The following is a 22,543-nucleotide window of genomic DNA, read 5'->3' as shown; positions in this document are numbered from 1 at the left end:
CCCATTCATACATTGATCTGGATCAAGGCTGTTTGAAGTAGTCGGTCACATCATTCACCCCGTAGACCACCCTTCCCGCCACCTGCAACGGCACTATCCAACGAGGTAGCCAGGCCATGATTGATCAGACAGTCGTAGAACTGTCGCGGCTGCAATTCGCTCTGACCGCGATGTACCACTTCCTATTCGTCCCGCTCACGCTTGGCCTGTCCTTCATGGTGGCCATCATGGAGAGCGTGTACGTGATGACCCGCAAGCAGGTCTGGCGGCAGATGACCCTGTTCTGGGGCACCCTGTTCGGCATCAACTTCGCCATCGGCGTGGCCACCGGCCTGGTGATGGAGTTCCAGTTCGGCATGAACTGGTCGTACTACAGCCACTACGTGGGCGACATCTTCGGTGCGCCGCTGGCCATCGAAGGCCTGATGGCGTTCTTCCTGGAAGCGACCTTCATCGGCCTGTTCTTCTTCGGCTGGAAGCGCCTGAGCCCGGTCAAGCACCTCACTGTGACCTGGCTGATGGCGCTGGGCACCAACCTGTCGGCGGTGTGGATCCTGATCGCCAACGGCTGGATGCAGAACCCGACCGGTGCGGTGTTCAACCCGGAAACGATGCGCATGGAAGTGGTCGACTTCGCTGCGGTTCTACTGAACCCGGTGGCCCAGGCCAAGTTCGTGCACACCGTCAGTGCCGGCTACGTGACCGGTGCGATCTTCGTGATGTCGATCAGCGCCCTGTACCTGCTGCGCAACAAGCATCGGGACATGGCCCGCCGTTCGTTCGCGGTGGCCGCAGCCTTCGGCCTGCTGTCCTCGCTGTCGGTGGTGGTGCTGGGTGACGAGAGTGGTTACGCCGCCAGCGAACACCAGAAGATGAAGCTGGCCGCGATCGAAGCAATGTGGGAAACCGAGCGTGCGCCGGCCGACTTCACCGCCTTCGGCATTCCCAACCAGGACACCCACCAGAACGACTACGCGGTGAAGATCCCGTACCTGATGGGCCTGATCGCCACCCGTTCGCTGGACCAGCCGATCCCGGGCATCCTGGAACTGGTGGAGCGTGCCGAGCACCGCATCCGCGGCGGCCAGATCGCCTATGGCGCACTGGAACGCGTGAAGAAGAACCGGAACGACCTCGAAGCACGCGAGATGTTCGATCGCCACTGGCAGGATCTCGGCCACGGCCTGCTGCTGAAGCGCTACCGCGAAGACATCCTCAACGCGACGCCGGAGGAAATCTCCAAGGCCGCGATGGATACCGTCCCGCGCGTGGCCCCGCTGTTCTGGACCTTCCGCATCATGGCGGGCCTGGGCTTCTACCTGATCGCCTTCTTCGCACTGGCGTTCTACTTCTCGTGCCGCAACAACTTCCAGGACAAGCGCTGGTTCCTGAAGCTGGCCGTGTGGTCGCTGCCGGCACCGTGGATCGCGATCGAGTGCGGTTGGTTCGTCGCCGAGTACGGCCGCCAGCCGTGGGCGGTGGATGGTGTGCTGCCCACCTTCTACGCGGCATCGGGCCTGGCACTGCATGAAATCCTGACCACGCTGGCGGTGTTCACCAGCTTGTATACGGTGCTGCTGATCATCGAGATCAAGCTGATGCTGAAGGCGGTCCGCAAGGGTCCGGACGACATCCTGCCCTCGCTGCAGGCCGATATCCGCCCCGCTTCCCCCAATGCAGTCGCCCCCGGCCAGGCCTGAGGCAGGAGAATCCAGATGGAATTCATTGCACTTGATTACACCACGCTCCGCGTGATCTGGTGGCTGCTGCTCGGCATCCTGCTGATCGGCTGGGCCGTGATGGATGGTTTCGATCTTGGTGTCGGCACGCTGCTGCCGTTCGTGGCCAAGACCGATGAAGAACGCCGGCTGGTGATCAACACCGTCGGCCCGGTGTGGGAAGGCAACCAGGTCTGGCTGGTGCTGGGTGGTGGCGCGATCTTCGCCGCATGGCCGCCGCTGTATGCGGTCAGCTTCTCCGGCTTCTACCTGGCGGTGTTTGCCATGCTGTTCGGGCTGATCCTGCGCCCGGTCGGCTTCAAGTACCGCAGCAAGCTGCCGTCCAAGCGCTGGCGCGACAACTGGGACCGCGTGCTGTTCATCGGCGGCCTGCTGCCGGGCCTGATTGCCGGCGTCGCCGTGGGCAACGTGCTGCTGGGTGTGCCGTTCCACTTCGATGACACCCTGCGCGTGACCTACACCGGTTCGTTCTTCGGCCTGCTCACCCCGTTCGCGCTCATCGCCGGCCTGATCAGCGTGGCCATGCTGGTTTCGCATGGTGCGGCCATGCTGGTGATCAAGACCGACGGCCCGGTGGCCGAACGTGCCGCACGTTACGGCAGCGTCGCCGCCATCATCAGCTTCGTGCTGTTCGCTGTCGCCGGTGCCTGGGTGGCCTTCGGCCTGCCGGGTTACCAGATCACCTCGCAGGTGGTCACCGATGGCCCGACCAATCCGCTGCTGAAGACCGCCGAACTGGGCACGGCCGCCGGTGGCTGGCTGCGCAACTACAGCTCCATGCCGGCGACGCTGGTGTTCCCGGTGCTGGGCCTGCTGGGCGCACTGGCCAGCGCGGTACTGCTGCGCGCACGTCGTGGTGGCCTGGCCTTCATCGCCTCGGGCGCCTCGATCGCCGGCATCATCCTGACCGTCGGCTTTGCGATCTTCCCGTTCCTGCTGCCGTCCTCCAGCCAGCCCACCTCCAGCCTGACTGTCTGGGACAGCTCGTCCAGCCATCTGACGCTGTGGGTCATGCTGCTGGCTACGGCCATCTTCCTGCCGATCATCATCGCTTACACCACCTGGGTGTACCGCGTACTGAAGGGCAAGACGACGGTCGAGGAAATGGGCGACAACCCCAACGCTTACTGATTGCCGGTGTGCCGGCCCACGGTCGGCACATCCCTTGAACATAGGAGATTGACCATGTGGTATTTCGCCTGGATTCTCGGTGCCGGACTGGCCTCGGTCGTGGCCATCCTCAACGGGATGTGGTTCGAAGCGCGCGAAAGCGCCCGCACCGACAACGACGTGCATTGAAACTGTAAAAAAGGGTTGCCGACAGGGCCTTCACACGGTATCTTAGGCGGCTCCTTCGGGGTGTAGCTCAGTCTGGTAGAGCGCTACGTTCGGGACGTAGAGGTCGCAGGTTCGAATCCTGTCTCCCCGACCACTCAAGTGGTCGCATTGAAGCCTGGTGAAGTCGTCCAGGCTTTTTTGTTCCCTGAAGTGGCACTGCTTCGGCAGTGTGAAGAAAACAGCATTCACCCCTTGCCGCCATCGGGGTGAATCGCTAGAATAGGCGGCTCCCTTCGGGGTGTAGCTCAGTCTGGTAGAGCGCTACGTTCGGGACGTAGAGGTCGCAGGTTCGAATCCTGTCTCCCCGACCACTTCGGTGGTCACCAAGAAGCCTGGAAGACATCACTGTCCTCCGGGTTTTTTTGTATCAAGCGCCAGGCCGCCCGCGTGACGGGACCTTGCCGCGCAGCGCACGTACAATGGCCGCGCTGCCGGCCCTCCTGCAGCCCCCACCCCCACCTGCCGCTTCGGCGTAGACCGATGCCGGCGCTGCATGCCGTTGCTGCGGCGTGCGACACCTGCAAGGACCACCGATGAGTTCCTCCCCTTCCGATTCGCCGTCGCTGCTGCACGGTCGTGTCCTCGCGTTTGCCGCGATCCTGCTGGCAGCGGTCAACCTGCGCACTGCGGTCACCTCGATCACCCCGCTGCTGGACGTACTCGGCCAGCAGTTCGGCTTCGGCACCACCATGACCGGCGTGCTCGGCATGCTGCCGACCGCCTCGTTCGCGCTGTTCGGCGTGGCCACGCCGGCATTGGCGCGGCGCCTGGGCCTGGAACGCACCACGCTGCTGGCGATGGTGATGGCGATGGCCGGCCTGCTGCTGCGTTCCAGCGCCGGCAACGTCGGCACGCTGCTGCTCGGTTCGGTGGTTGCACTGGCCGGCATGGGCATCGGCAATGTGGTGGTGCCGCCGCTGGTGAAGCGCTATTTCGCCAACAAGGTTGGCACCATGAGCACGCTGTACATCAGCGTGCTGCAGCTGGGCACGATGCTGCCGGCGCTGCTGGCAGTGCCGGTGGCGAATGCTGCGGGCTGGCGCGTGTCGCTGGGCATGTGGGCGCTGCTGGCGCTGGCCGCCGCCCTGCCGTGGCTGCTGCTGGCCAGGCGCGCACCGAAGCCGCAGGCCGACGCCACCGATCCCACCGCACAGCCGCACGGCAAGGTCTGGCGCACGTCGCTGGGCTGGAGCATGACGCTCATGTTCGGCATGACCTCGCTGATGACCTATTCGATGTTCACCTGGCTGCCGCGCATCGTGGTCGAGGCCGGTGGCACGCCCGCGTTCGGCGGCGTGATGGTCGCCGTGTTCTCGGCACTGGGCCTGCTGCCGTCGCTGGTCATTCCGTCGATGGCGGTGCGCCTGCAGAACCCGTTCCCGCTGGTGCTGATCGGTTTCTTCTCGTTCGTGATCGCCTTCACCGGCCTGCTTGTGGCCCCGATGAAGGCGCCGCTGCTGTGGGCCTGCCTGCTCGGCGTCGGTCCGTCCACCTTCCCGCTGGCGCTGACCCTGATCAACCTGCGCACCCGCACCCCCACCGGCTCGGCCGCGCTGTCGGGGTTCATGCAGGGCGTGGGCTACAGCTTCAGCTGCCTGGGGCCGTTCCTGGTCGGCTGGCTGCACACCGTCAGCGACGGCTGGACGATCCCATTCAGCTTCCTGTTCGGCTGCGCCACCCTGATGCTGTGCGCCTCCTGGGTGGCCTGCAAGCCGCGCAAGCTGGAAGACCTCTGGTAAGCCACGTGGGGCCTCGCAACCGGCCCCACCTACCGCTCGTCAGCCCGTCTGCGCATTTTGACGCCGGGCTGACAATTCCGGGCGGATAGTGCCCACGAATGCCCATCCTTGCCGCGTGCCGGCATCGGGCATGGGGGCGGCAGCGCCGCCCAGGCCACCACTCGGTGTGCGGGGGACTCTCGTTTCAGACAAGACATTGCAGGTCGCTGTCCTGGTTTCGCCCATCCCTGCTGGATGGGAGTTCGCGAGGGGAGTGACGCAGGCCACGGCCATCCCAAAATCTGGCATGTGATGTGCGTCACATTTTTCAGGTTGTCTGGTTCGGAAGCCAAGGGGGTCCCCAATGGTTGTCCACCGCCGGCTGGCGCTCTGCGTCGGCCTTGCCTGTACCGCCCTGGCCTGGGCCAGCAGCGCTGCCCCGCCTGACCGCGAGGCGGCCCTGGCCGAGATCGGCCGCTACCGCGACCAGGCCCGTTGGCTGGATGCGCTCGGCGCGATCGAGCGCGCCAGCCAGCAGCAGCCCAACGACGACCTGCTGTTCAAGCTGCGCGTCCTGACCCTGGGCGACATCGGCAATGCCTGGCGCGCCTGGGAGCTGTACCAGCAGCGCCCGCAACTGTTCGACGCTGCTCAGAAGCAACGCATCGAAGGCGACTACCTGGCCAAGCTGGTGGTCTGGAGCCTGGCCTACAGCAGCAGCGAAGACAGCCGGCTGGAAGAAGCCGAATCGACCCTGGCGCGCATGCAGCGCTATCTGGGCAGCGAAGGCACCCCACCTGTGCAGGCGCCATTGCGCATCCGCATGGACCGGCTGATCCTGCTCAACCGGCTGGGCCGCCATGCGCAGGTGCGAGAGGAAGCCCGCGCACTGCAGGCTGAAGGCCATGCCCTGCCCGACTATGTTCTGCCTGCGGTCGGCGATTCGCTGATGGGCACGCTGCATCCGGAAGAAGCCATTCCGGTGCTGCAGGCGGCCGTCGCAGGCGATCCGACGCGCGACGCCTCGCATTCGGAACTGGCTTACGCCTACCTGGAAAGCGAGCAGCAGGAAAAGGCCGTCGACCTGCTGCAGGCGTGGCGCGACAAGGAACCTGCCTGGCGCTGGAGCAACGGCAAGTCGCCGTATCCAAACTGGTCGCGCTACGAAGCCGACCTCAACCTGGCGATGGTGCGCGCCTACAGCGGTGACCTGCCCACCGCGCAGCGCGATCTGGAATCGATGGTCGACATCGCACCGGGCAACGGCGGCCTGCAGAGCGCGCTGGGCAGCGTGTACATGATGCGCGGCTGGCCACGCAGGGCGCTGCAACGGCAACAGATGGCGCATGCGCTGGACCCGCGCGACATCGAGCCACGGCTGGGCATGCAGGAAGCCTACGTCGCCCTGCAACGCGATGACCTGGCGCGACCGCTGCACGACGATCTGGTCGCGCGGTACCCCACCCAGCCCGCCGTCGAACGCATGGACCAGGCCTGGCGCGCGCACCGCGGTTGGCAGCTGAAGGCATGGACCGACATCGGACGCAGTTCCGGCGGTGGTGGCACCTCGCCACTGGGCAACGACGACCGCCGCTATGGCATGGAAGTCCAGACACCCGTACTCGACGATCGCTGGCGGCTGTTCGCCTTCGCCGACCGGCGCTCGGTCGATTTCCAGGACCAGCGCATCGACCCGCTGTGGCTGGGCGCGGGCGTACGCTACCGATTCGGCCGTCTGGATGCGGAAGCTGCAGTGCTGCGCGCCAACGACCACATCGGTGATACCGGCCTGCGCGTCGGCGCGGGCTGGCAGTTCAACGACCACTGGCATGCCGGACTGACCGCCGCACGCAATGATCCGGATGCATCAATGCAGGCGCGCGTGGCCGGCATCACTGCCGACAGCGTCAGCGCGCAGGTCGACTACCGGCGCAGCGAACGCACGCACTGGATGTTCGGCGCCAGCCGCTTCCGCTACGACGATGGCAACCATCGCGAACTGTTCAGCACCAGCGTCGAGCAGCGGCTGCTGACACGCCCACGGTGGCTGATCGATGGCCTGGGCAGTGCATACACCAGTCGCGGCAGCCGCGATGATGCTCCCTACTTCAACCCGAAGCGTGATCGCATGGTCGAGATCGGCCTGCGCATCGACCAGCAGCTGTGGCGCCACTACGAACGCCACTTCCGCCACCGGCTGACCGTCTCGCTGGGCGATTACTGGCAGGACGGCTTCGGCAGTGCACTGGTGCCGTCGGTGTCATACATGCACGAGTGGCAGCTGGGCCAGGGCCGCGTGTTCGAGTATGGCGTGCGCTGGTCGCGGCCGGTCTACGACGGCTATCGCGAACGCCATATCGGCTTCGAAGCCGCACTGCGCTGGGGAGACTGACATGACCCGCATCCTGCGCCTGATCGTGCTCCTGCTGCTGTCGGCTGCGCCGCCGGCCTTCGCGCAGCAGGCCCTGCATCTCGATGCGATCGACAACGGCCTGCTGATCCTCAGCTACCACGACATCCGCGACCAGGTCGCAGCCAAGGGGGATGCCGATACCTATGCGGTGAGCACGCAGAACTTCGCCGCCCATCTGGACTGGCTGGGGGCACACGGTTACCACCCGGTGTCGCTGTCGCAGGTGATCGACGCCTCCCTGGGGCGCGCCACGCTGCCACCGAAACCGGTACTGCTGACCTTCGATGACGGCCTGCGCAGCGTCTACGACAAGGCCTTCCCGTTGCTGCAGGCTTACCGCTATCCGGCGCTGGTGGCGGTGATCACCGACTACGTGGACATGGCACCTGGCCGCACCATCGACTATGGCTACCGGCCGTTCGGCCGCGACGACTTCATCACCTGGGCACAGCTGAAGCAGATGCACGACAGCGGCCTGATCGAAGTGGCCAGCCATACCGACGACCTGCACCACGGGGTGCTCGCCAACCCACAGGGGAACTCCACCCCGGCTGTCGTGACCCGCGTTTACAACCCCGCCACGCGCAGCTATGAGAGCGAGGCGCAGTACGCGCAACGCCTGCGCGCCGATCTCTCGCGCAGCGTGCAGCGCATCGAGCAGCACCTGGGCGTGCGCCCGCGCGCCATCGTCTGGCCATACGCGGCCTACAACCAGTTGAGCAACGACATCGCCGAGCAGCTGGGCATGCCGGTGTCCTTCGATCTGGAGGGCCGCAGCACGCCGGTGGCCAGCGACCTGCATGGCCTGGCGCGCTTCCTGGTCAGCGACAACCCGACCGTGGAAGGGCTGGCCTACGAGCTGCGCCGCGACGTCGCACTCGATGGCATCCGTGCCCTGCAGATCGACCTGGATGATGTCTACGACCCGGAGCCCGCACAGCAGGCGCGCAATCTGGATGCACTGATCGAGCGGGTCAAGCGCATCGCACCGACGCACGTCTACCTGCAGGCGTTCGCCGATCCGGACGGCAACAACACCGCCGATGCACTGTACTTCCCCAACCGCCACATGCCGATGCGCGCGGACCTGTTCAGTCGCGTCGCCTGGCAGCTGAAATCGCGTGCGGGGGTGAAGGTCTACGCATGGCTGCCGGTACTCGGCTTCGAGCTGCCCGACCCGGTGCAGCGCAAGGCGCTGGCGATCCGCAACGGCGATGCCGATGGCATGTACCGGCTGGACTTCACCAATCCCCAGGCGCGCCAGGTCATGCTCGACCTCTACGAGGATCTGGCGGTCAACTCCTACTTCGAGGGCCTGCTGTTCCATGACGATGGGTACCTGCGCGATACCGAGCTGCCCACGCTGGCGGCCGGCGATGGGGGCAGCGCACGCACGCAGGCGTTGATCGACTTCACCCTGGCGCTGCGCAACAGCGCGCAGCGCTGGCGGCCGAAGCTGGCCACGGTGCGCAACCTGTACGCGGAGCCGGTGCTGCGCCCGCAGAGCGAAGCCTGGTTCGCGCAGCGCCTGGACCTGTTCAACAAGGCCTACGACCAGACCGCACTGATGGCGATGCCGTGGATGGAAGGCAGCAAGCATCCGGAGCGCTGGCTCGACCAGCTGCTGGCCGCGGTGCGTGCACATGACCCACAGCTGCAGCACACCCTGTTCGAACTGCAGACCGTCGATTGGCGCAGCGGGCAACCGATTCCCGCCGAGCGCCTGCGCGCGCAGATCCGCCAGCTGCAGGCGCAGGGCGTGCACCACTTCGCCTGGTACCCGGACGACTTCATCGCCGACCAGCCCTCCACCCGCGATGCCCGCGCGGCAATGTCCGCCGGCAACTTCCCGTACCCGGAGAAGTGACATGGACATGCATCCGTTGCTGCAGGTCCTGTTCCAGTTCGCCTTCTACTACCCGATGGTGATGGCATTCTTCTGGATGTCGGGCGGCCTGTATTACTACTTCCGGCGCGAACGCCATTCGCGCCCACGCAACGACCCGCCGCTGATGGTCGATCCACCGTTCGCGAGCCTGCTGATTCCCTGCCACAACGAGTCGGCGAACCTCGACGACACACTCGGCGCGGCGCTGGCCCAGCGCTACCCGGCCGACTATGAGGTGATCGCCATCGACGACGGCAGCAGCGACGACACGGGTGCGCGGCTGGACGCCCTGGCGGCAAAGCACCCACGCCTGCGTGTGCTGCACCTGGACCGCAACCTCGGCAAGGCCAATGCGCTGCGCATGGGGGCGCTCGCCGCACGCTCGGAATACCTGGTGTGCATCGACGGCGACGCGATGCTGGAAGAACACGCGCTGCACTGGATGATCTGGCACCTGGTCAGCGGCAACCGGGTCGGCGCGGTCACCGGCAACCCGCGCATCCGCAACCGCTCCACCCTGCTCGGACGCCTGCAGGTGGCCGAGTTCTCCTCGATCATCGGCATGATCAAGCGCGCGCAGCGGGTGTACGGGCGCATCTTCACCATCTCCGGCGTGATCGCCGGCTTCCGCCGCACCGCCCTGCACCAGGTCGGCTGGTGGTCCGATGACATGGTGACCGAAGACATCGACATCAGCTGGCGCCTGCAGCGCGCGCACTGGGACATCCGCTACGAACCCAACGCACTATGCTTCATCCTGATGCCGGAAACCCTGAAGGGACTGTGGCGGCAGCGGCTGCGCTGGGCCCAGGGCGGCGTGGAGGTGATGCTGCGCCACGCCCGCTCGCTGCTGCACTGGAAGGAGCGGCGCATGTGGGGCGTACTGCTGGAGTACGTGCTCAGCGTGATCTGGGCCTACACCATGTTGTTCATCGTGGTGCTGTGGGCGCTGGGCAAGTTCATCGAACTGCCCCCGCAACTGCATATCGCCAGCCTGCTGCCGGAGTGGCATGGCGTGATCCTGGCCCTGGTCTGCCTGCTGCAGTTCGCCAGCAGCCTGATCATCGACCGTCGTTACGAAACACAGATTGGACGCAACTACTTCTGGGTCATCTGGTACCCGATGGCGTACTGGTTGATCAGCCTTTCCACCACCCTGGTGGCGTTGCCGAAAACCCTGCTGCGCCGTCGCAGCAAGCGCGCCACCTGGACCAGTCCCGATCGGGGGATCCGATGAACGCACAACGCCCGTCCAACCGCTTCGACTCGCGGATGATCCGCAAGCCGCATCGCCAACCACGCTTCCAGCGCACCGCCTGGGGCTTCGTCACCCTGGCGTTCTGGGGGTTCTACTTCTACCTGTGGGCCCCACTGGTCACCCTGGTGTCGTGGCTGGTCGGCGGCCAGCTGGCCTGGCAGCAGCTGTACGAACGGCAAAGCCAGTTCGACCCCTATGTGCTGGTGGCGTTGCCGCTGATGCTGCTGTGCGCCAGCGTACTGCTGATCGGCTGGGCCGAGTACAACCGCGCGCGCTTCCGCGGCCACGACCGGCGCCTGCCGCGGCCGCTGGCCAGCCTCAACGAAGTGGCCGCCGACCTGGGGGCCAGCACCGGGCTGGCCGAGCGCCTGCTGGGCTGCAAGGCCGCCACGCTGCACATGGACGATCACGCGCGGCCGATCGGCATCCGCCGCGAGGTGGTGTAACTCGATTGCCCTGGGTGCCGACCCTGGTCGGCACTTGCTTTGGTAGATGCCGACCTTGGTCGGCGTTCTCTCTGGTGGGTGCCGACCTTGGTCGGCACCGGGGGCTACCGCGAAGAGCATCCACGCATGGCGTGGATCTACGTGCGGGTCTGCCCTTCACCGCGCACGACAAATCGTTCGACGGTGAGTGCCTCCAGCCCCATCGGGCCGTACGCGTGCAGGCGCGTGGTGGAGATGCCGATCTCGCTGCCCAGGCCCAGCTGGCCGCCGTCGGAGAAACGCGAGGACGCATTGACCATCACCACCGCCGAGCGCAGCGCAGTGACGAAGCGCTCGGCGTTGCCCGCGTCTTCGGTGGCGATCACTTCAGTATGGTCGGAGGTGTAGGCACGGATGTGCGCAATGGCAGCGTCGAGATCGTCAACCACGCGCACCGCCAGCACCAGATCGAGGAACTCGGCGGCATAGTCGTCTTCAGTGGCCAACATGCTGCCCGGCAGCAGCGGCTGCGCCTGCGCATCGGCGCGCAGCTGCACGCCGCGCTCGCCGAGCGCCTGCGCCACGCGCGGCAGGAACGCTTCGGCCACCTCGCGGTGCACCAGCAGCGTTTCCAGCGAGTTGCAGGCTGCAGGGCGGCTGCACTTGCCATCCACCAGCAGGTCAATGGCCTTGCCGAGGTCGGCGCTGGCATCCACGAACAGATGGCACACGCCCTTGTAATGCTTGATCACCGGCACCCGCGCATGCTCGGCGACGAAGCGGATCAGGCCTTCGCCGCCACGCGGAATGGCCAGGTCGATCAGCTCATGCAACTGCAGCAGTCCCAGCATCGCTTCGCGGCGCAGGTCGGTCAGCACGGTCACCGCAGCCGGCGGTACGCCGTTGGCCTTCAATGCGCCGGACAGCGCCTGGGCGATGGCGGTGTTGGAGTGGATCGCCTCGGAACCGCCGCGCAGGATCACGCCATTGCCGGCCTTCAGGCACAGCGCGGCCGCTTCGGCGGTCACGTTCGGGCGGGCTTCGTAGATCATCGCGATCACGCCCAGCGGCACGCGCACCTTCTGCACCCGGATGCCGTTTGGACGCACATCGTCGCGGGTGATCTGGCCGACCGGATCGGGCAGCGCGGCGACCTCACGCACGGCTTCGGCCATCGCGAACAGGCGTGCCGGGTCCAGCGCCAGGCGGTCGAGCATGGCACTGCCAACGCCCTTGTCGCGCGCGGCAGCAAGGTCACGCGCATTGCCGGCCAGGATCAGCCCGGCATTCACTTCCAGTGCCTGCGCCATCGCCAGCAGCAGCGTGCGGCGCGCCGCACTGTCGAGGCCGGCAACGATCTGGGCCGCGTCACGGCAGGCACGCGCCTGCGCTTCGATTTCGCTCATCGGGGTGTCCTTCAATCCGGTCATGGCAGCACCAGATCGTCGCGATGGACGACACTGCCACCGTAGTTGTAGCCCAACACGGCCTCGATGTCGCGCGAATGGCGACCGGCGATCCGGCGCACATCATCGGCGGCGTACTGGCTGACACCACGGGCGATGCAGACACGGCCCTCTGGTGCATTCCAGCACACCTGCACCATATCGCCACGCCGGAACGCGCCCTCCGCACCGGTGATGCCACCGGGCAGCAACGAGGCGCCCTTCTCACGCATGGCCTGTGCCGCACCGGCATCGATCACGATCGCGCCTTCGGTCAGCGGCGCATGCCGCAGCCAGTGCTTGCGGGCCGCCTCGCGGCTGCGCGCGGCGTGGATGCGGGTGCCGAACAGGCGGTCCTGCGCCAGTGCACGCACCACGTCGCTGCTGCGGCCGTTGAAAAGGTAGGTCTCGATGCCGAGACGACCCGCCTTGGCCGCCGCCTCAAGCTTGGTCCGCATGCCGCCGGTACCGGCGCGCGACCCTGCGCCGCCGGCCATCGCCAGCACCTCGTCACTCAGTTCCGGCACGTCGTGCAGTGGCCGCGCATCGGCCACGGTGCGCGGGTCCGCGCTGTACAGGCCGTCGATGTCGGTGGCAATGAACAGTGCATCGGCATCGACCAGCGCGGCCACGGTGGCGGCCAGGTTGTCGTTGTCGCCGAGCTTGAGTTCGTCCACCGACACGGTGTCGTTCTCGTTGACCACCGGCAACGCGCCCAGCCGCAGCAACTCATTGAGCGTGGCGCGTGCGTTGAGGTAGCGGCGGCGGTTGCGCAGGTCGTCGTGGGTCAGCAGCACCTGCGCCACAGGGCGCTCGAAGAAGCGCTGCCAGAGCCCGATCAGCTGGGCCTGGCCGAGCGCGGCCAGGGCCTGCCGCGCCGCCATCGCCGCACCGGGTTCATCGGCCCGCGGCAGGATCGCGCGCCCCGCCGCAACCGCACCGGAGGAGACGATCACCACCTCGCGCCCGGCCAGGACGTTGGCGGAAACAAACTGGGCCAGGCCCAGCGCGTGGCGTGGCGACAGGCCGCCCCCATCGGCCGCCAGCAGGCTGCTGCCGACCTTCAGCACTGCACGCCGCCACGGCGGCAGCGCTTGTTCGGGGAACGGCGAGGCGACGTGGGCAGCGTGCTGGATCATCGGTCAGGCTCTCAGCGGGTGTTCCATTCGTGCACGGTCAGCGCGGAGGCCTGCATCGTCACCAGCGGATCGGTGGCGACGATGGCCTGCGCCTGCGCCAGGCTGTCCACGTTGCACAGCACATAGGCGCCACCGCTGCCATCGGCAAAGCCGCCGGTCAGCTGCAGCTTGCCCTGTGCCTGCAACGCATCGAGAAAGTCACGGTGCGGCTGCACGGCGGCGGCGTTGAAATCGGGCCGGCGCATGGCCAGCACCAGGTAGACGGTGCCGGCCATCAGGACAGCGCCTGCCAGCGCGCGTGCAGTTCGTCCAGGCGCAGGTCGGCGGCCGAACCCGGCGATACGCGTGCGGCCAGGCTGCCTTCCGGGGTACGCCCCTGCCCTGCGCTGTCGGCACCGGCGGCAGCAGCCTTGTAGGCCTCGCGGAACGGCACACCGGCCACGGCCGCTTCCACCGCCACATCGGTGGCGTACATGCCCGAGTCGATTGCCGCGCGAACCTTGTCGTCGCGCCATTCCAGGTTGGCCAGCAGCGCCGGCAGCAGTTCCAGCGCCGACAGGCCGCGACCGAAGCCGTGGAAGATGGCGCCCTTGGACGACTGCAGGTCGCGGTGATAGCCCGACGGCAGCGACAGCAGCTGCTCGATCTCGGTACGCGCGGCGGCGACGCTGGCGTGGGTCGCGCGCATCAGCTCGATCACGTCCGGATTGCGCTTGTTGGGCATGATCGAACTGCCGGTGGTGTACTGCGCCGGCAGCGCGACGAAGCCGAACTCGGCGCTGGTGAACAGCGACAGGTCCCAGGCAATGCGGCGCAGGTCCAGCGTGGCGCCGCCCAGCGCTTCCAGCGCGGCCAGTTCGAACTTGCCGCGCGACAGCTGCGCGTAGATCGGCGAGATCTGCATGCGGGCGAAACCGAGCGCGGCCGTGGTGTGCTCACGGTCCAGCGGCAGGTTCACACCGTAGCCGGCAGCCGTGCCAAGCGGATTGGCGTCGACCAGCGCATGGGTGTCGCGCGCGCGGATGGCGTTGTCGATGAAGGCCTCGGCCCAGCCGGCCCACCACATGCCGGCCGAGGACACCACGGCACGCTGGATGTGGGTGTAGCCGGGGATCGGCAGATCCTTCTCGGCCTGCGCACGGTCCAGCGCGACCTTGGCAACCTCGGCGCTGAGCTGGGCCACACGCTGCAGCTTCTCCTTCAGCCAGAGGCGGGTGGCGACCAGGATCTGGTCATTGCGGCTGCGGCCGGTGTGGATCTTGCGGCCGGCATCGCCGAGACGTTCGGTCAGGCGCGCTTCGATCGCCGAGTGACCATCTTCGTACTGCGTGTCCAGCACGAAGCGGCCTTCGCGGAAGTCCTGCGCCAGCAACTCCAGTTCGCGCAGCAGGCCTTCCAGCTCGTCGGCGCTGAGGATGCCGATGTGCTGCAGGCCTTGTGCATGCGCGGCGCTGGCGGCGATGTCGTGCAGGAAGAATTCGCGATCGAGGATCACGTCATCGCCGGCGAGGAAGGTCTGGATCTGGGCGTCGACGGCGACGCCGGGCTTCTGCCAAAGAAGGTCTGCCATGGGGGCTCCGGAATACGTGTTCAGTGCGGGATCGACGTCAGTTCGTCGATGCCCAGCGCGAGGTTGAGGTTCTGCATGGCCTGGGTGGCCGCGCCCTTCAGCAGGTTGTCCAGGGTCGCCACCACCACCACCCGCTTGCCGCCCGGGGCCAGGGTGAAGCCACCGACCTGCGCACCGTGGCGGCCGGCGATGCGGCTGACCCACGGCGCTTCATCCACTACCTCGATCAGCGGTTCGCCCGCATAGGCCTGCTGGAAGCGCTCGACGATCTGTTCGCGGGTCTGCACGCGGTTCAGCCACAGGTTGGCGGTGAGCGTGATGCCCCGGAAATGCGGCGCGACATGCGGCATGAATTCAACCGCAACGCCCAGCTGGACCGACACTTCACGCTCGTGCACGTGGTTGGTCAGCGCATACGGCATCAGGTTGTCGGCCAGCAGTTCGACGTTGTTCTTGTCCGACGGCGTGGTGCCGGCGCCGGAATAGCCGGACACACCGAAGCACTGCGGCGGGCCGGCCAGCAGGTCCAGCAGCGGATGCACCGCCAGCTGCATCGCCGTGGCATAGCAGCCCGGGTTGCTGATGTGCTTCTGGCCGTTGTAGCGGCCGCGGGTCAGCTCCGGCAGGCCGTAGTACCACGCATTGTCGAAGCGGTAGTCGGCCGACAGGTCGACAATGACGGTGTCCGGCTTAGCCGCTTCCAGCGCGGCCACGAACGGTGCGGCCAGGCCGTTGGGCAGGGCCAGGATCACCGCGTCCACGCCCTTGGCGGCCACCGCGTCGGCGTCCAGATTCTCGTACTGCAGCTCGCCCTGGAACTCCGGATGGTGGTCGGACAGGCGCTGCCCCGCGCGTTCGCGCGAGGACACGAAAGCCAGCTTCAGCCGCGGGTGTGCGGCCACCAGCTTGATCAGCTCGGCGCCGGTATGGCCACGGGCGCCGACGATGCCCAGGGTGAAAGTCGAATCGTTCATGCGTGGCTGTCCAGGCGGTACTGCAGGTGGCGCTTCACGCCCTGCCATTCCGTATCGATGATGGAGAAGATGACGGTGTCGCGCGGCGTGCCGTCGGCGTGCCGCTTGTGGTTGCGCAGCACGCCGTCCTGCTTGGCGCCGAGGCGGGCGATGGCGGTGCGCGAGGTGAAGTTGAACCAGCTGGTTTCCAGCACCAGGCTGATGCAGCCCATGGTTTCGAAGGCGTGCTGCAGCAGCAACAGCTTGGTTTCGGTGTTGACGCCGGTACGCTGCACGCGCGGTGCATACCAGGTGTAACCCAGGCTGAGCTTGGGCACGCCGGCATCCAGGTCGTAGAAGCGGGTGGTACCCACGATGTCACCCGCCGCATCGAGGATCACGAACGGCAGCACCTTGCCTTCTGCCTGTGCCTGCAGCGCGGCCTGCACATAGTGCTCGACCCGCTCCGGCGAAGGCACCTGGGTGTACCAGAGCTGGTCCAGGCCGCTGCCCTCCACGGCGGCGCGCAGGCCAGGCACATGCTCGGGCTGCAGCGGCTGCAGTGTCACGTGCTGGCCGCGCAGGGTGGGAATCGTAGTCCAGTGATCGGAATGGTCCATCATTCAGCCCTGCAGGCTCGGTGCGCGCTGGGCGCAGTGGTCGACATAGGTGCTGATCCGGTCGATGCCATCGGCGCCGTACCAGAACACCTTCCAATGGCCCTGCTTGTAGCAGCCATCGGATTCAGCATAGTAGAAGTGATTGATCGGGTTGCCATTGCGCGAACGCCAGAACAGCTGCGGCGTTTCATCCCGCATCACGTTCCACACCGCGCGACCGAGGCCTTCACCCTGTGCGTCATCGAGCACGGCGAACTTGTCCAGGTACACGCCCTCGGCCTCGTCGGTAAGGATCACCGCCGTGCGGTAGTTCTCGCTGACGTAGGCGCGCAGCAGCTTGGTCTTCTGGAAATAGTCAGGCACCAGCGTGCGGCCGAAGCTGGATTCGATCAGGCCCTTCAGCCGTGGCAGGTCCAGCTCGTTCCACGCGGTGGCGCGCAGCACCTTCTCGCCCTTGCGCACCAGCGTGCCCGAGCCCTTGTGGGTGAACAGTTCCTTGGCCAGGTCAGCCGGGCGCGTGATGGACACCGACGATTCCAGCGGCAGGCGGTCGAGCAGATCCTTGATCTGTTCGATCTTCACCTTCATGCCACCGTGGATCCACGGCTGCGCGATCAGGTGGTCGTACTCGGTGGACAGGTTGATCGAATCGATCACGCTGCCCTGCTCGTCCAGCAGGCCGCCGGTGCCGGTCAGGAAAATGATCTTGTACGGCTGCAGCTCCTGCACCAGCTCGTTGGCGGCGAAGTCGGCGTTGACGTTGAGGATCTGGCCACCCGCGGTTTCGCCCAGGCTGGTGATGACCGGGATAGAACCGGCGCGCAGGCTGGCCTCGATCGGCGCCAGGTTGACCCGCTTCACTTCACCGACCAGGCCGTAGGTGTCCACGCCCAGGTACTCCGCCTCGAACACGCCACCGGTGATCGAGGTGGCACGCGCGCCGTTCTGCTGCAGGGCTTCGACCAGGCGCAGGTTGGACTGCTGGAACACCCGGCGCACGATCGCCAGTGCCTCCGGCGAGGTCACGCGCAGGCCGTTGACAGTCTGCTTCTCGATGCCGGCGGCCGACAGCTCGGCATCCAGCTGCGGGCCGGCGCCGTGCAGCACGATCGGGGTCAGGCCGACTTCCTGCAGGAACGACAGCGAAGAGGTCAGCGCGTCGAGATCGTCGCGCAGCACCGCGCCGCCGACCTTGACCACGGCAAAGCGCTTGGCGTCCAGCTGCGAGAAGCGCTTGAGGTACTGGCTGATCTCCTTCGCGCTGGCCATGCTGGAAAGCAGGCGCACGATGGTCTGGCGGGTCTGGCGGTGGGGCTGGAGGGCAGGAGACATTTCGGTTTCGTCACAGGCGGCGGTCGCCGCGTTGCAGTTCCACCCGGCCAGGGCCGGGCGGCGTTGTGGGGTCGATCAGGCGCCGGCGGCGATGATGCGGTGCACGGCGTCGGTGTAGCGCTGCAGCTGCTCCAGCGTCACGAACTCATCGGCGGTGTGGGCCTGGGCGATGTCACCCGGGCCGAACACCAGCGTGGTGTATCCAGCAGCGGAGAACAGCGAGGCCTCTGTCCAGAAATCCACCGCGTTGCCGATCGGCAGTTCCAGCGCATCGGCCACGTCGCGTGCCAGCAGGCGGCGGTTCTCGGCCTCGGCGATGTCACCGGCCGGCAGGCTGGGGCCACGGAAGGTTTCGGTGAACAGTGCAGCTTCCGGTTCGGCAAAACCGGCGAAGGTCGCCAGCAGGCCATCGATGTCCATCGACGGCAGCGGACGGAACCCGAACCGCACTTCGGCGGCCGGCGCGATCATGTTGGCCTTGATCCCGCCTTCGACGCGACCGATGTTGAAGCGCAGGCCGGTCAGCCCGCCGAAGCGCGCCGAGGCCAGCGATTCCACATGGTCCAATGCGCGGTTGCCCCAACGCATGGCCTGATGCAGCGCGCTGGCGGCCGCATCCTGCTTGCCCGACGCGTGCCCGGCGCGGCCGGCGAACTGCATCAGCACCGAACTGATGCCACGGTGCGCCAGCACCGCTTCGCTCATGGTCGGCTCCGCCACCAGCACCGCTTCATATGGCAGGCCACGGGCCAGGAATGCGGCGATGCAGCGCGGATCGTTGGCTTCTTCGTCGCTGGAGAACAGGAACGCGGCATCGCCATCACTGGCGTTGGCCGCGGCCACCAGTGCAGCGGCGGCACCCTTGATGTCACACACGCCCAGGCCGATCACACGATCTTCCAGGCGGCGCATCACGTGCGGGTCGGCACTCCAGTGCGGCGAATCCGGCACGGTATCCAGATGCACGTTGAACAGGTACTTCGGCGTACCACGCACGGCGTACAGGCTGACCGCACCGGCACCGTGGTCGATCACCTCGACGTTGAAGCCGGGCAGGTTCGCGCGCAGGTAATCGAAGATGCCACCGGTGGTGATCGCACGCGGCGGGTTGCGGGTGTCGAAGGACACCAGGGCCTGCAGGTGATCGAGCGTCTGTTCAAGCATGTGTCTGAATATCCGTAGGGTTCGAAATCGGTAGTGCCGGCCGCTGGCCGGCTCCGCAATGATCCAGCCGTGCCACGAGCCGGCCTGCGGCCGGCACTACCCTCCATTGACGTTGCGAGGCGCCGGCCAGCGGCCGGCACCCCCGTCACAGGTCAACCGCGATTGACCTGCGCATAGACAGTGGAGCTCATTCCGAACAGCTTGATGAAGCCCTCGGCCTCCTCCACGCCCCAGTCGGCCGACTGCGCGTAGGTGGCGCCCTTGGTGTTGAGCAGGTGCGGCGACTTCACCGCCACTGCATCGACGCGGCCGCCGCGGGTTTCCAGCACCACTTCGCCGTTGACCTTGGCCTGCGAGGACTTCAGGAAGGCCTCGATGTCGGTCTTCAGCGGGTCGTGGTAGAAGCCTTCGTAGACCAGCTCCACCCACTTGCGCGCCACGTCCGGCTTGAAGCGGTTCTGCTGCTTGGTCAGCACGGCATCTTCCAGCGCGCGGTGCGCGGCCAGCAGCGACACCAGGCCCGGGGCCTCGAACACGATGCGACCCTTCAGGCCGATCACGGTGTCGCCGGTGTAGACACCGCGGCCAACGCCGTACGGGGCGAACAGCTTGTTGAGCTGGGCCAGGATCTGGTCGCCCGGCAACGCCTTGCCGTTCAGTTCGACGGCTTCGCCCTCGACGAACTTCAGGGTCACGTTCAGCGCCTGCTCCGGCCACTCGCTGCGCGGTGCGCACCAGCCACGGGCGCCCTCGCCCGGCGCTTCCCAACGGTCGATCTCGCCGCCGGACATGGTCAGGCCCAGCAGGTTCTCATTGATGGTGTAGGCCTGCTGCTTGGCGCGCACGCCGAAGCCGCGCTCTTCCAGGTACTTCTGCTCGTAGGCGCGGGTCTGGGTGTGTTCCTTCTGGATCTCGCGGATCGGCGCGATGATCTGGTAGTCGCCCAGTGCCTTCACCGCCAGGTCGAAGCGGACCTGGTCGTTGCCCATGCCGGTGCAGCCGTGGGCGATGATGTTGGTGCCCAGTTCGGCGGCACGCTTCAGCGCGGCATCGACGATCAGGTAGCGGTCCGAGACCAGCAGCGGGTACTGGCCCTGATAGCCTTCGCCTGCCCACACGAACGGCTTGACGAAGCCTTCCCAGATGGCCGGGCCACCGTTGACGGTGACGTGGCTGGTCACGCCCAGCTCGGCGGCGCGCTTCTCGATGAAATCACGCTCTTCATCATCCACGCCGCCGGTATCGGCGAACACGGTGTGCACGTTGTAGCCGCGCTCCTGCAGGTACGGCACGCAGAAGCTGGTATCCAGGCCGCCGGAGAAGGCGAGAACGACGTCTTTGTTGCTCATGGGGATCAGGTCCACTTGGGGGATGGGAATTCGGTAGAGCCGACCGCTGGTCGGCTGAAATGTTGGATGCGCCGCTGCGGGAGCAGCCGACCAACGGTCGGCTCTACCCCTTGTTTGATTCAGCGCCCGGCAACCGCCGCCATGATCGCCTTCTGCACGTGCAGGCGGTTCTCGGCTTCGTTGATGGCGATGCACTGCGGCGAATCCATCACCGCGTCGGTCGCCTTCACGTTGCGGCGCAGCGGCAGGCAGTGGCTGAACACACCGTTGTTGGTCAGCGCCATCTTCCGCTCGTCCACGATGAAGTGCTTGAACTGGTCGCGGATCGGCTTTTCCGGTTCCCAGTTGCCGAAGAACGGCAGCGCGCCCCAGCTCTTGGCGTAGACCACGTCGGCACCGGCGTAGGCGCTGTCGATGTCATGGCTGATCTTCAGCGAGCCGCCGCTCTCGGCCACGTTCTGCTCGGCCCAGCCCATGTAGCGGTCGTCGAGGATGTAGTCGGCGGTCGGGCACAGCAGGGTCACGTCCATGCCCATGCGGGTGGCGATGGTCAGTGCCGAATTGGCGACTGCGGTGTTCAGCGGCTTGGGGTGGTAGGTCCAGGTCAGCACGTACTTCTTGCCGCGCAGGTCCTGGGTGCCGAAGTGCTCCTGCAGGGCCATGATGTGGGCCAGCTCCTGGCACGGGTGGGTGATGGTCTCCATGTTGATGACCGGCACCGGCGAGTACTTGGCGAAGCTGTTGAGGACGATGTCCTGGCGGTCGTAGGCCCAGTCGATGAACTTGGGGAATGCGCGCACGGCGATGATGTCGCAGTAACGGCCCAGCACCTTGGCCACTTCAGCGATGTGCTCTTCGGTATCGCCGTCCATCACCGTGCCGAGGTTGAACTCGATCGGCCACGCATCCTTGCCCGGCTGCAGCACCACCGCGTGGGCACCCAGCTGGAACGCACCCAGTTCAAAGCTGGTGCGGGTGCGCATGGACGGATTGAAGAACACCAGCGCGATCGACTTGCCCTTGAGCTGGTCGCCGAGCTTGTTGCGCTTGAACAGCGCGGCCTGGGTCAGCAGCGCGTCGAGCTCGCTGCGGCTCCAGTCCTGGGTGTTCAGGAAGTGCTTGGGGGACATCATCTTTCCTTGCGTAGCGGCGCCGGGTTCGACGCGGTGGAAGGGAAAACAGGAAGCAAAGGTGGTACGAAAAGGTTGCAGTTGCAGCTTTCATGACGCGGAAACGAAAAAACCCAGCCGGCGGGCTGGGTTTTTTTCGGACGAACAGCAAAAAGCTCCGGTTACCCAGCGAGGATGTGGGGTTCCGGTCGACGCGCACGCGAGGTCATGCCCGACGCCTGTCGGGCTGCGCTGCTGTCGTGCTGGAAGTCGGTGAGCTTCATGGTCAACCATCTTTGCATGCGGCCGGGGCCGACGCAAGGGGCCGGGGTCGCAGAATCAGGGATTGCCGGCGGCGCCCTGCTCGGGGCCGACCCAGGGGGTGATCGACACCCGGATCTTGAGCCGGTTGCCGGGATCTTCCGGCAGCCGCGAGCGGTACTTGGTGCCCTTGTAGACGTAGTCCACGTCGTAGGCGATGGGCCGGCGGAATTCACGTCCCACCGGCACGATGCGACAGTCGCGGGTCAGCATCGGACCATTGTTGGCCGGTGCCGGCGCCGGGGCCGGTGACTCGGCGGCGGTGTCCTCGGAGACCTCTTCATCGCTGCGCTTGAACATCGAGCGTACCGAGTCCCAGAAGCGGCTGATCCGGCCCTTGTCCTCGACCGGCTCCTCACCAGTGACATTGACCGGCGCCAGGGTCCGGGTCGAGACCGGCTCGCAGTGTTCTTCGGTACGGGTCGCGCGCAGGGTCTGGAACACGGGTTCGACGTTCAGTACCTGCGCGTAGTCGAACTTCACGTTCTCCACGATCACCACCCGGTTGCGGGGCTCGGCCTCCTGCGCCTGGGCCACGGCGGCCAGCGCCGACAGGCAGGCCAGGGTCAGCAACGCGGTGGATTTCATTGGCGAAGGGAGCAAGGACACGGCAATAGTGTAGGCAGTGGCGAGCGCAAGGGGCTGAACATTACCCGTCCACGCTGCTCCTGCCCACCCCACCCTGGTTGGACCCGGCGTCCACCGGTGGCAGGCGGTGCCCCCAAAGGGGGCCGACACGTTCTAAAATCACAGGCTTGTCCC

19 protein-coding genes and 2 tRNA genes are annotated in these 22,543 nt (G+C 66.4%); 10 read left to right on the top strand and 11 right to left on the bottom strand.

Annotation, left to right across the window (positions count from 1 at the left end):
• Positions 1 to 116 precede the first annotated feature (116 nt).
• The 10 genes from V3B64_RS02850 (at position 117) to pgaD (ending at position 10,800) form a co-directional block, all read left to right on the top strand.
• Positions 117 to 1,700: a cytochrome ubiquinol oxidase subunit I gene (locus V3B64_RS02850; protein ID WP_032129413.1), complete on the top strand. Its 1,584-nt coding sequence runs from the start codon at positions 117 to 119 to the stop codon at positions 1,698 to 1,700.
• 15 nt (positions 1,701 to 1,715) lie between these two features.
• Positions 1,716 to 2,870: a cytochrome d ubiquinol oxidase subunit II gene (cydB, locus tag V3B64_RS02845; protein ID WP_049401140.1), complete on the top strand. Its 1,155-nt coding sequence runs from the start codon at positions 1,716 to 1,718 to the stop codon at positions 2,868 to 2,870.
• Positions 2,871 to 2,924: 54 nt separating this feature from the next.
• Complete coding sequence (gene cydX / locus V3B64_RS02840) at positions 2,925 to 3,038, top strand: cytochrome bd-I oxidase subunit CydX (protein ID WP_032129411.1); 114 nt, start codon at positions 2,925 to 2,927, stop codon at positions 3,036 to 3,038.
• Positions 3,039 to 3,094: 56 nt separating this feature from the next.
• Positions 3,095 to 3,171: transfer RNA gene (locus tag V3B64_RS02835), tRNA-Pro, on the top strand.
• 140 nt (positions 3,172 to 3,311) lie between these two features.
• Positions 3,312 to 3,388 (top strand) — tRNA-Pro (locus tag V3B64_RS02830).
• 222 nt (positions 3,389 to 3,610) lie between these two features.
• Positions 3,611 to 4,816, top strand: coding sequence for an MFS transporter (locus V3B64_RS02825; RefSeq protein ID WP_032129410.1), 1,206 nt, complete (start codon positions 3,611 to 3,613; stop codon positions 4,814 to 4,816).
• Positions 4,817 to 5,159: 343 nt separating this feature from the next.
• Positions 5,160 to 7,187 (top strand): poly-beta-1,6 N-acetyl-D-glucosamine export porin PgaA, encoded by a 2,028-nt coding sequence (gene pgaA / locus V3B64_RS02820; RefSeq protein ID WP_329913580.1) that lies wholly within the window; start codon positions 5,160 to 5,162, stop codon positions 7,185 to 7,187.
• Position 7,188: 1 nt separating this feature from the next.
• The gene (gene pgaB / locus V3B64_RS02815) at positions 7,189 to 9,075 is read left to right on the top strand and encodes a poly-beta-1,6-N-acetyl-D-glucosamine N-deacetylase PgaB (protein ID WP_329913579.1); all 1,887 of its coding nucleotides are present in this window, start codon (positions 7,189 to 7,191) and stop codon (positions 9,073 to 9,075) included.
• 1 nt (position 9,076) lies between these two features.
• Positions 9,077 to 10,333 carry a poly-beta-1,6-N-acetyl-D-glucosamine synthase gene (gene pgaC, locus V3B64_RS02810; protein WP_010486660.1) on the top strand — a complete coding sequence of 419 codons (1,257 nt, stop codon included), beginning with the start codon at positions 9,077 to 9,079 and terminating at the stop codon, positions 10,331 to 10,333.
• On the top strand, positions 10,330 to 10,800 hold the full coding sequence (pgaD, locus tag V3B64_RS02805) for a poly-beta-1,6-N-acetyl-D-glucosamine biosynthesis protein PgaD (protein WP_032129407.1): 471 nt from the start codon (positions 10,330 to 10,332) through the stop codon (positions 10,798 to 10,800). The genes pgaC and pgaD overlap by 4 nt, the downstream gene beginning before the upstream one ends.
• Before the next feature lie 137 nt (positions 10,801 to 10,937).
• Here the strand turns inward: pgaD and V3B64_RS02800 are convergent, their stop codons facing one another.
• The 11 genes from V3B64_RS02800 to V3B64_RS02750 all read right to left on the bottom strand — a co-directional run bounded on the left by V3B64_RS02800 (position 10,938) and on the right by V3B64_RS02750 (position 22,369).
• Positions 10,938 to 12,209 carry a glutamate-5-semialdehyde dehydrogenase gene (locus V3B64_RS02800; protein WP_154264046.1) on the bottom strand — a complete coding sequence of 424 codons (1,272 nt, stop codon included), beginning with the start codon at positions 12,207 to 12,209 and terminating at the stop codon, positions 10,938 to 10,940.
• Positions 12,206 to 13,363: a glutamate 5-kinase gene (proB, locus tag V3B64_RS02795; RefSeq protein ID WP_180866279.1), complete on the bottom strand. Its 1,158-nt coding sequence runs from the start codon at positions 13,361 to 13,363 to the stop codon at positions 12,206 to 12,208. Before proB ends, V3B64_RS02800 begins: the two co-directional genes overlap by 4 nt.
• Positions 13,364 to 13,374: 11 nt before the next feature.
• The gene (locus V3B64_RS02790) at positions 13,375 to 13,638 is read right to left on the bottom strand and encodes a YciI family protein (RefSeq protein WP_032129404.1); all 264 of its coding nucleotides are present in this window, start codon (positions 13,636 to 13,638) and stop codon (positions 13,375 to 13,377) included.
• Positions 13,638 to 14,933: an argininosuccinate lyase gene (gene argH, locus V3B64_RS02785; RefSeq protein WP_329913578.1), complete on the bottom strand. Its 1,296-nt coding sequence runs from the start codon at positions 14,931 to 14,933 to the stop codon at positions 13,638 to 13,640. The genes V3B64_RS02790 and argH overlap by 1 nt, the downstream gene beginning before the upstream one ends.
• 20 nt (positions 14,934 to 14,953) lie before the next feature.
• Positions 14,954 to 15,907: an N-acetyl-gamma-glutamyl-phosphate reductase gene (argC, locus tag V3B64_RS02780; protein WP_329913577.1), complete on the bottom strand. Its 954-nt coding sequence runs from the start codon at positions 15,905 to 15,907 to the stop codon at positions 14,954 to 14,956.
• Positions 15,904 to 16,506, bottom strand: coding sequence for a GNAT family protein (locus tag V3B64_RS02775; protein WP_049401159.1), 603 nt, complete (start codon positions 16,504 to 16,506; stop codon positions 15,904 to 15,906). The genes argC and V3B64_RS02775 overlap by 4 nt, the downstream gene beginning before the upstream one ends.
• A 3-nt stretch (positions 16,507 to 16,509) precedes the next feature.
• On the bottom strand, positions 16,510 to 17,838 hold the full coding sequence (locus V3B64_RS02770; protein WP_329913576.1) for an acetylglutamate kinase: 1,329 nt from the start codon (positions 17,836 to 17,838) through the stop codon (positions 16,510 to 16,512).
• 75 nt (positions 17,839 to 17,913) lie between these two features.
• Entirely contained in the window at positions 17,914 to 19,002 is a 1,089-nt protein-coding gene (locus V3B64_RS02765; RefSeq protein ID WP_107432060.1) for an acetylornithine deacetylase, read from the bottom strand.
• Positions 19,003 to 19,154: 152 nt separating this feature from the next.
• Positions 19,155 to 20,351 (bottom strand): argininosuccinate synthase, encoded by a 1,197-nt coding sequence (locus tag V3B64_RS02760; protein ID WP_032129399.1) that lies wholly within the window; start codon positions 20,349 to 20,351, stop codon positions 19,155 to 19,157.
• Positions 20,352 to 20,470: 119 nt separating this feature from the next.
• Entirely contained in the window at positions 20,471 to 21,481 is a 1,011-nt protein-coding gene (locus V3B64_RS02755) for an N-acetylornithine carbamoyltransferase (RefSeq protein WP_032129398.1), read from the bottom strand.
• Between the two features lie 318 nt (positions 21,482 to 21,799).
• Complete coding sequence (locus V3B64_RS02750) at positions 21,800 to 22,369, bottom strand: hypothetical protein (RefSeq protein WP_032129397.1); 570 nt, start codon at positions 22,367 to 22,369, stop codon at positions 21,800 to 21,802.
• Positions 22,370 to 22,543 lie beyond the last annotated feature (174 nt).

It is taken from the genome of Stenotrophomonas sp. SMYL86, from assembly GCF_036320025.1.
Taxonomy (GTDB): Bacteria; Pseudomonadota; Gammaproteobacteria; order Xanthomonadales; family Xanthomonadaceae; genus Stenotrophomonas; species Stenotrophomonas maltophilia_A.
Note: the sequence above shows the minus strand (reverse complement) of the source record. Positions and strands in the feature narration are given on the sequence as shown.

What these genes read in the sequence shown, in the direction of transcription:
- V3B64_RS02850 (WP_032129413.1), top strand. Translation starts at nt 117, where the DNA reads ATGATTGATCAGACAGTCGTAGAACTGTCGCGGCTGCAATTCGCTCTG.
- cydB (WP_049401140.1), top strand. Translation starts at nt 1,716, where the DNA reads ATGGAATTCATTGCACTTGATTACACCACGCTCCGCGTGATCTGGTGG.
- cydX (WP_032129411.1), top strand. Translation starts at nt 2,925, where the DNA reads ATGTGGTATTTCGCCTGGATTCTCGGTGCCGGACTGGCCTCGGTCGTG.
- V3B64_RS02825 (WP_032129410.1), top strand. Translation starts at nt 3,611, where the DNA reads ATGAGTTCCTCCCCTTCCGATTCGCCGTCGCTGCTGCACGGTCGTGTC.
- pgaA (WP_329913580.1), top strand. Translation starts at nt 5,160, where the DNA reads ATGGTTGTCCACCGCCGGCTGGCGCTCTGCGTCGGCCTTGCCTGTACC.
- pgaB (WP_329913579.1), top strand. Translation starts at nt 7,189, where the DNA reads ATGACCCGCATCCTGCGCCTGATCGTGCTCCTGCTGCTGTCGGCTGCG.
- pgaC (WP_010486660.1), top strand. Translation starts at nt 9,077, where the DNA reads ATGGACATGCATCCGTTGCTGCAGGTCCTGTTCCAGTTCGCCTTCTAC.
- pgaD (WP_032129407.1), top strand. Translation starts at nt 10,330, where the DNA reads ATGAACGCACAACGCCCGTCCAACCGCTTCGACTCGCGGATGATCCGC.
- V3B64_RS02800 (WP_154264046.1), bottom strand. Translation starts at nt 12,209, where the DNA reads ATGACCGGATTGAAGGACACCCCGATGAGCGAAATCGAAGCGCAGGCG.
- proB (WP_180866279.1), bottom strand. Translation starts at nt 13,363, where the DNA reads ATGATCCAGCACGCTGCCCACGTCGCCTCGCCGTTCCCCGAACAAGCG.
- V3B64_RS02790 (WP_032129404.1), bottom strand. Translation starts at nt 13,638, where the DNA reads ATGGCCGGCACCGTCTACCTGGTGCTGGCCATGCGCCGGCCCGATTTC.
- argH (WP_329913578.1), bottom strand. Translation starts at nt 14,933, where the DNA reads ATGGCAGACCTTCTTTGGCAGAAGCCCGGCGTCGCCGTCGACGCCCAG.
- argC (WP_329913577.1), bottom strand. Translation starts at nt 15,907, where the DNA reads ATGAACGATTCGACTTTCACCCTGGGCATCGTCGGCGCCCGTGGCCAT.
- V3B64_RS02775 (WP_049401159.1), bottom strand. Translation starts at nt 16,506, where the DNA reads ATGGACCATTCCGATCACTGGACTACGATTCCCACCCTGCGCGGCCAG.
- V3B64_RS02770 (WP_329913576.1), bottom strand. Translation starts at nt 17,838, where the DNA reads ATGTCTCCTGCCCTCCAGCCCCACCGCCAGACCCGCCAGACCATCGTG.
- V3B64_RS02765 (WP_107432060.1), bottom strand. Translation starts at nt 19,002, where the DNA reads ATGCTTGAACAGACGCTCGATCACCTGCAGGCCCTGGTGTCCTTCGAC.
- V3B64_RS02760 (WP_032129399.1), bottom strand. Translation starts at nt 20,351, where the DNA reads ATGAGCAACAAAGACGTCGTTCTCGCCTTCTCCGGCGGCCTGGATACC.
- V3B64_RS02755 (WP_032129398.1), bottom strand. Translation starts at nt 21,481, where the DNA reads ATGTCCCCCAAGCACTTCCTGAACACCCAGGACTGGAGCCGCAGCGAG.
- V3B64_RS02750 (WP_032129397.1), bottom strand. Translation starts at nt 22,369, where the DNA reads ATGAAATCCACCGCGTTGCTGACCCTGGCCTGCCTGTCGGCGCTGGCC.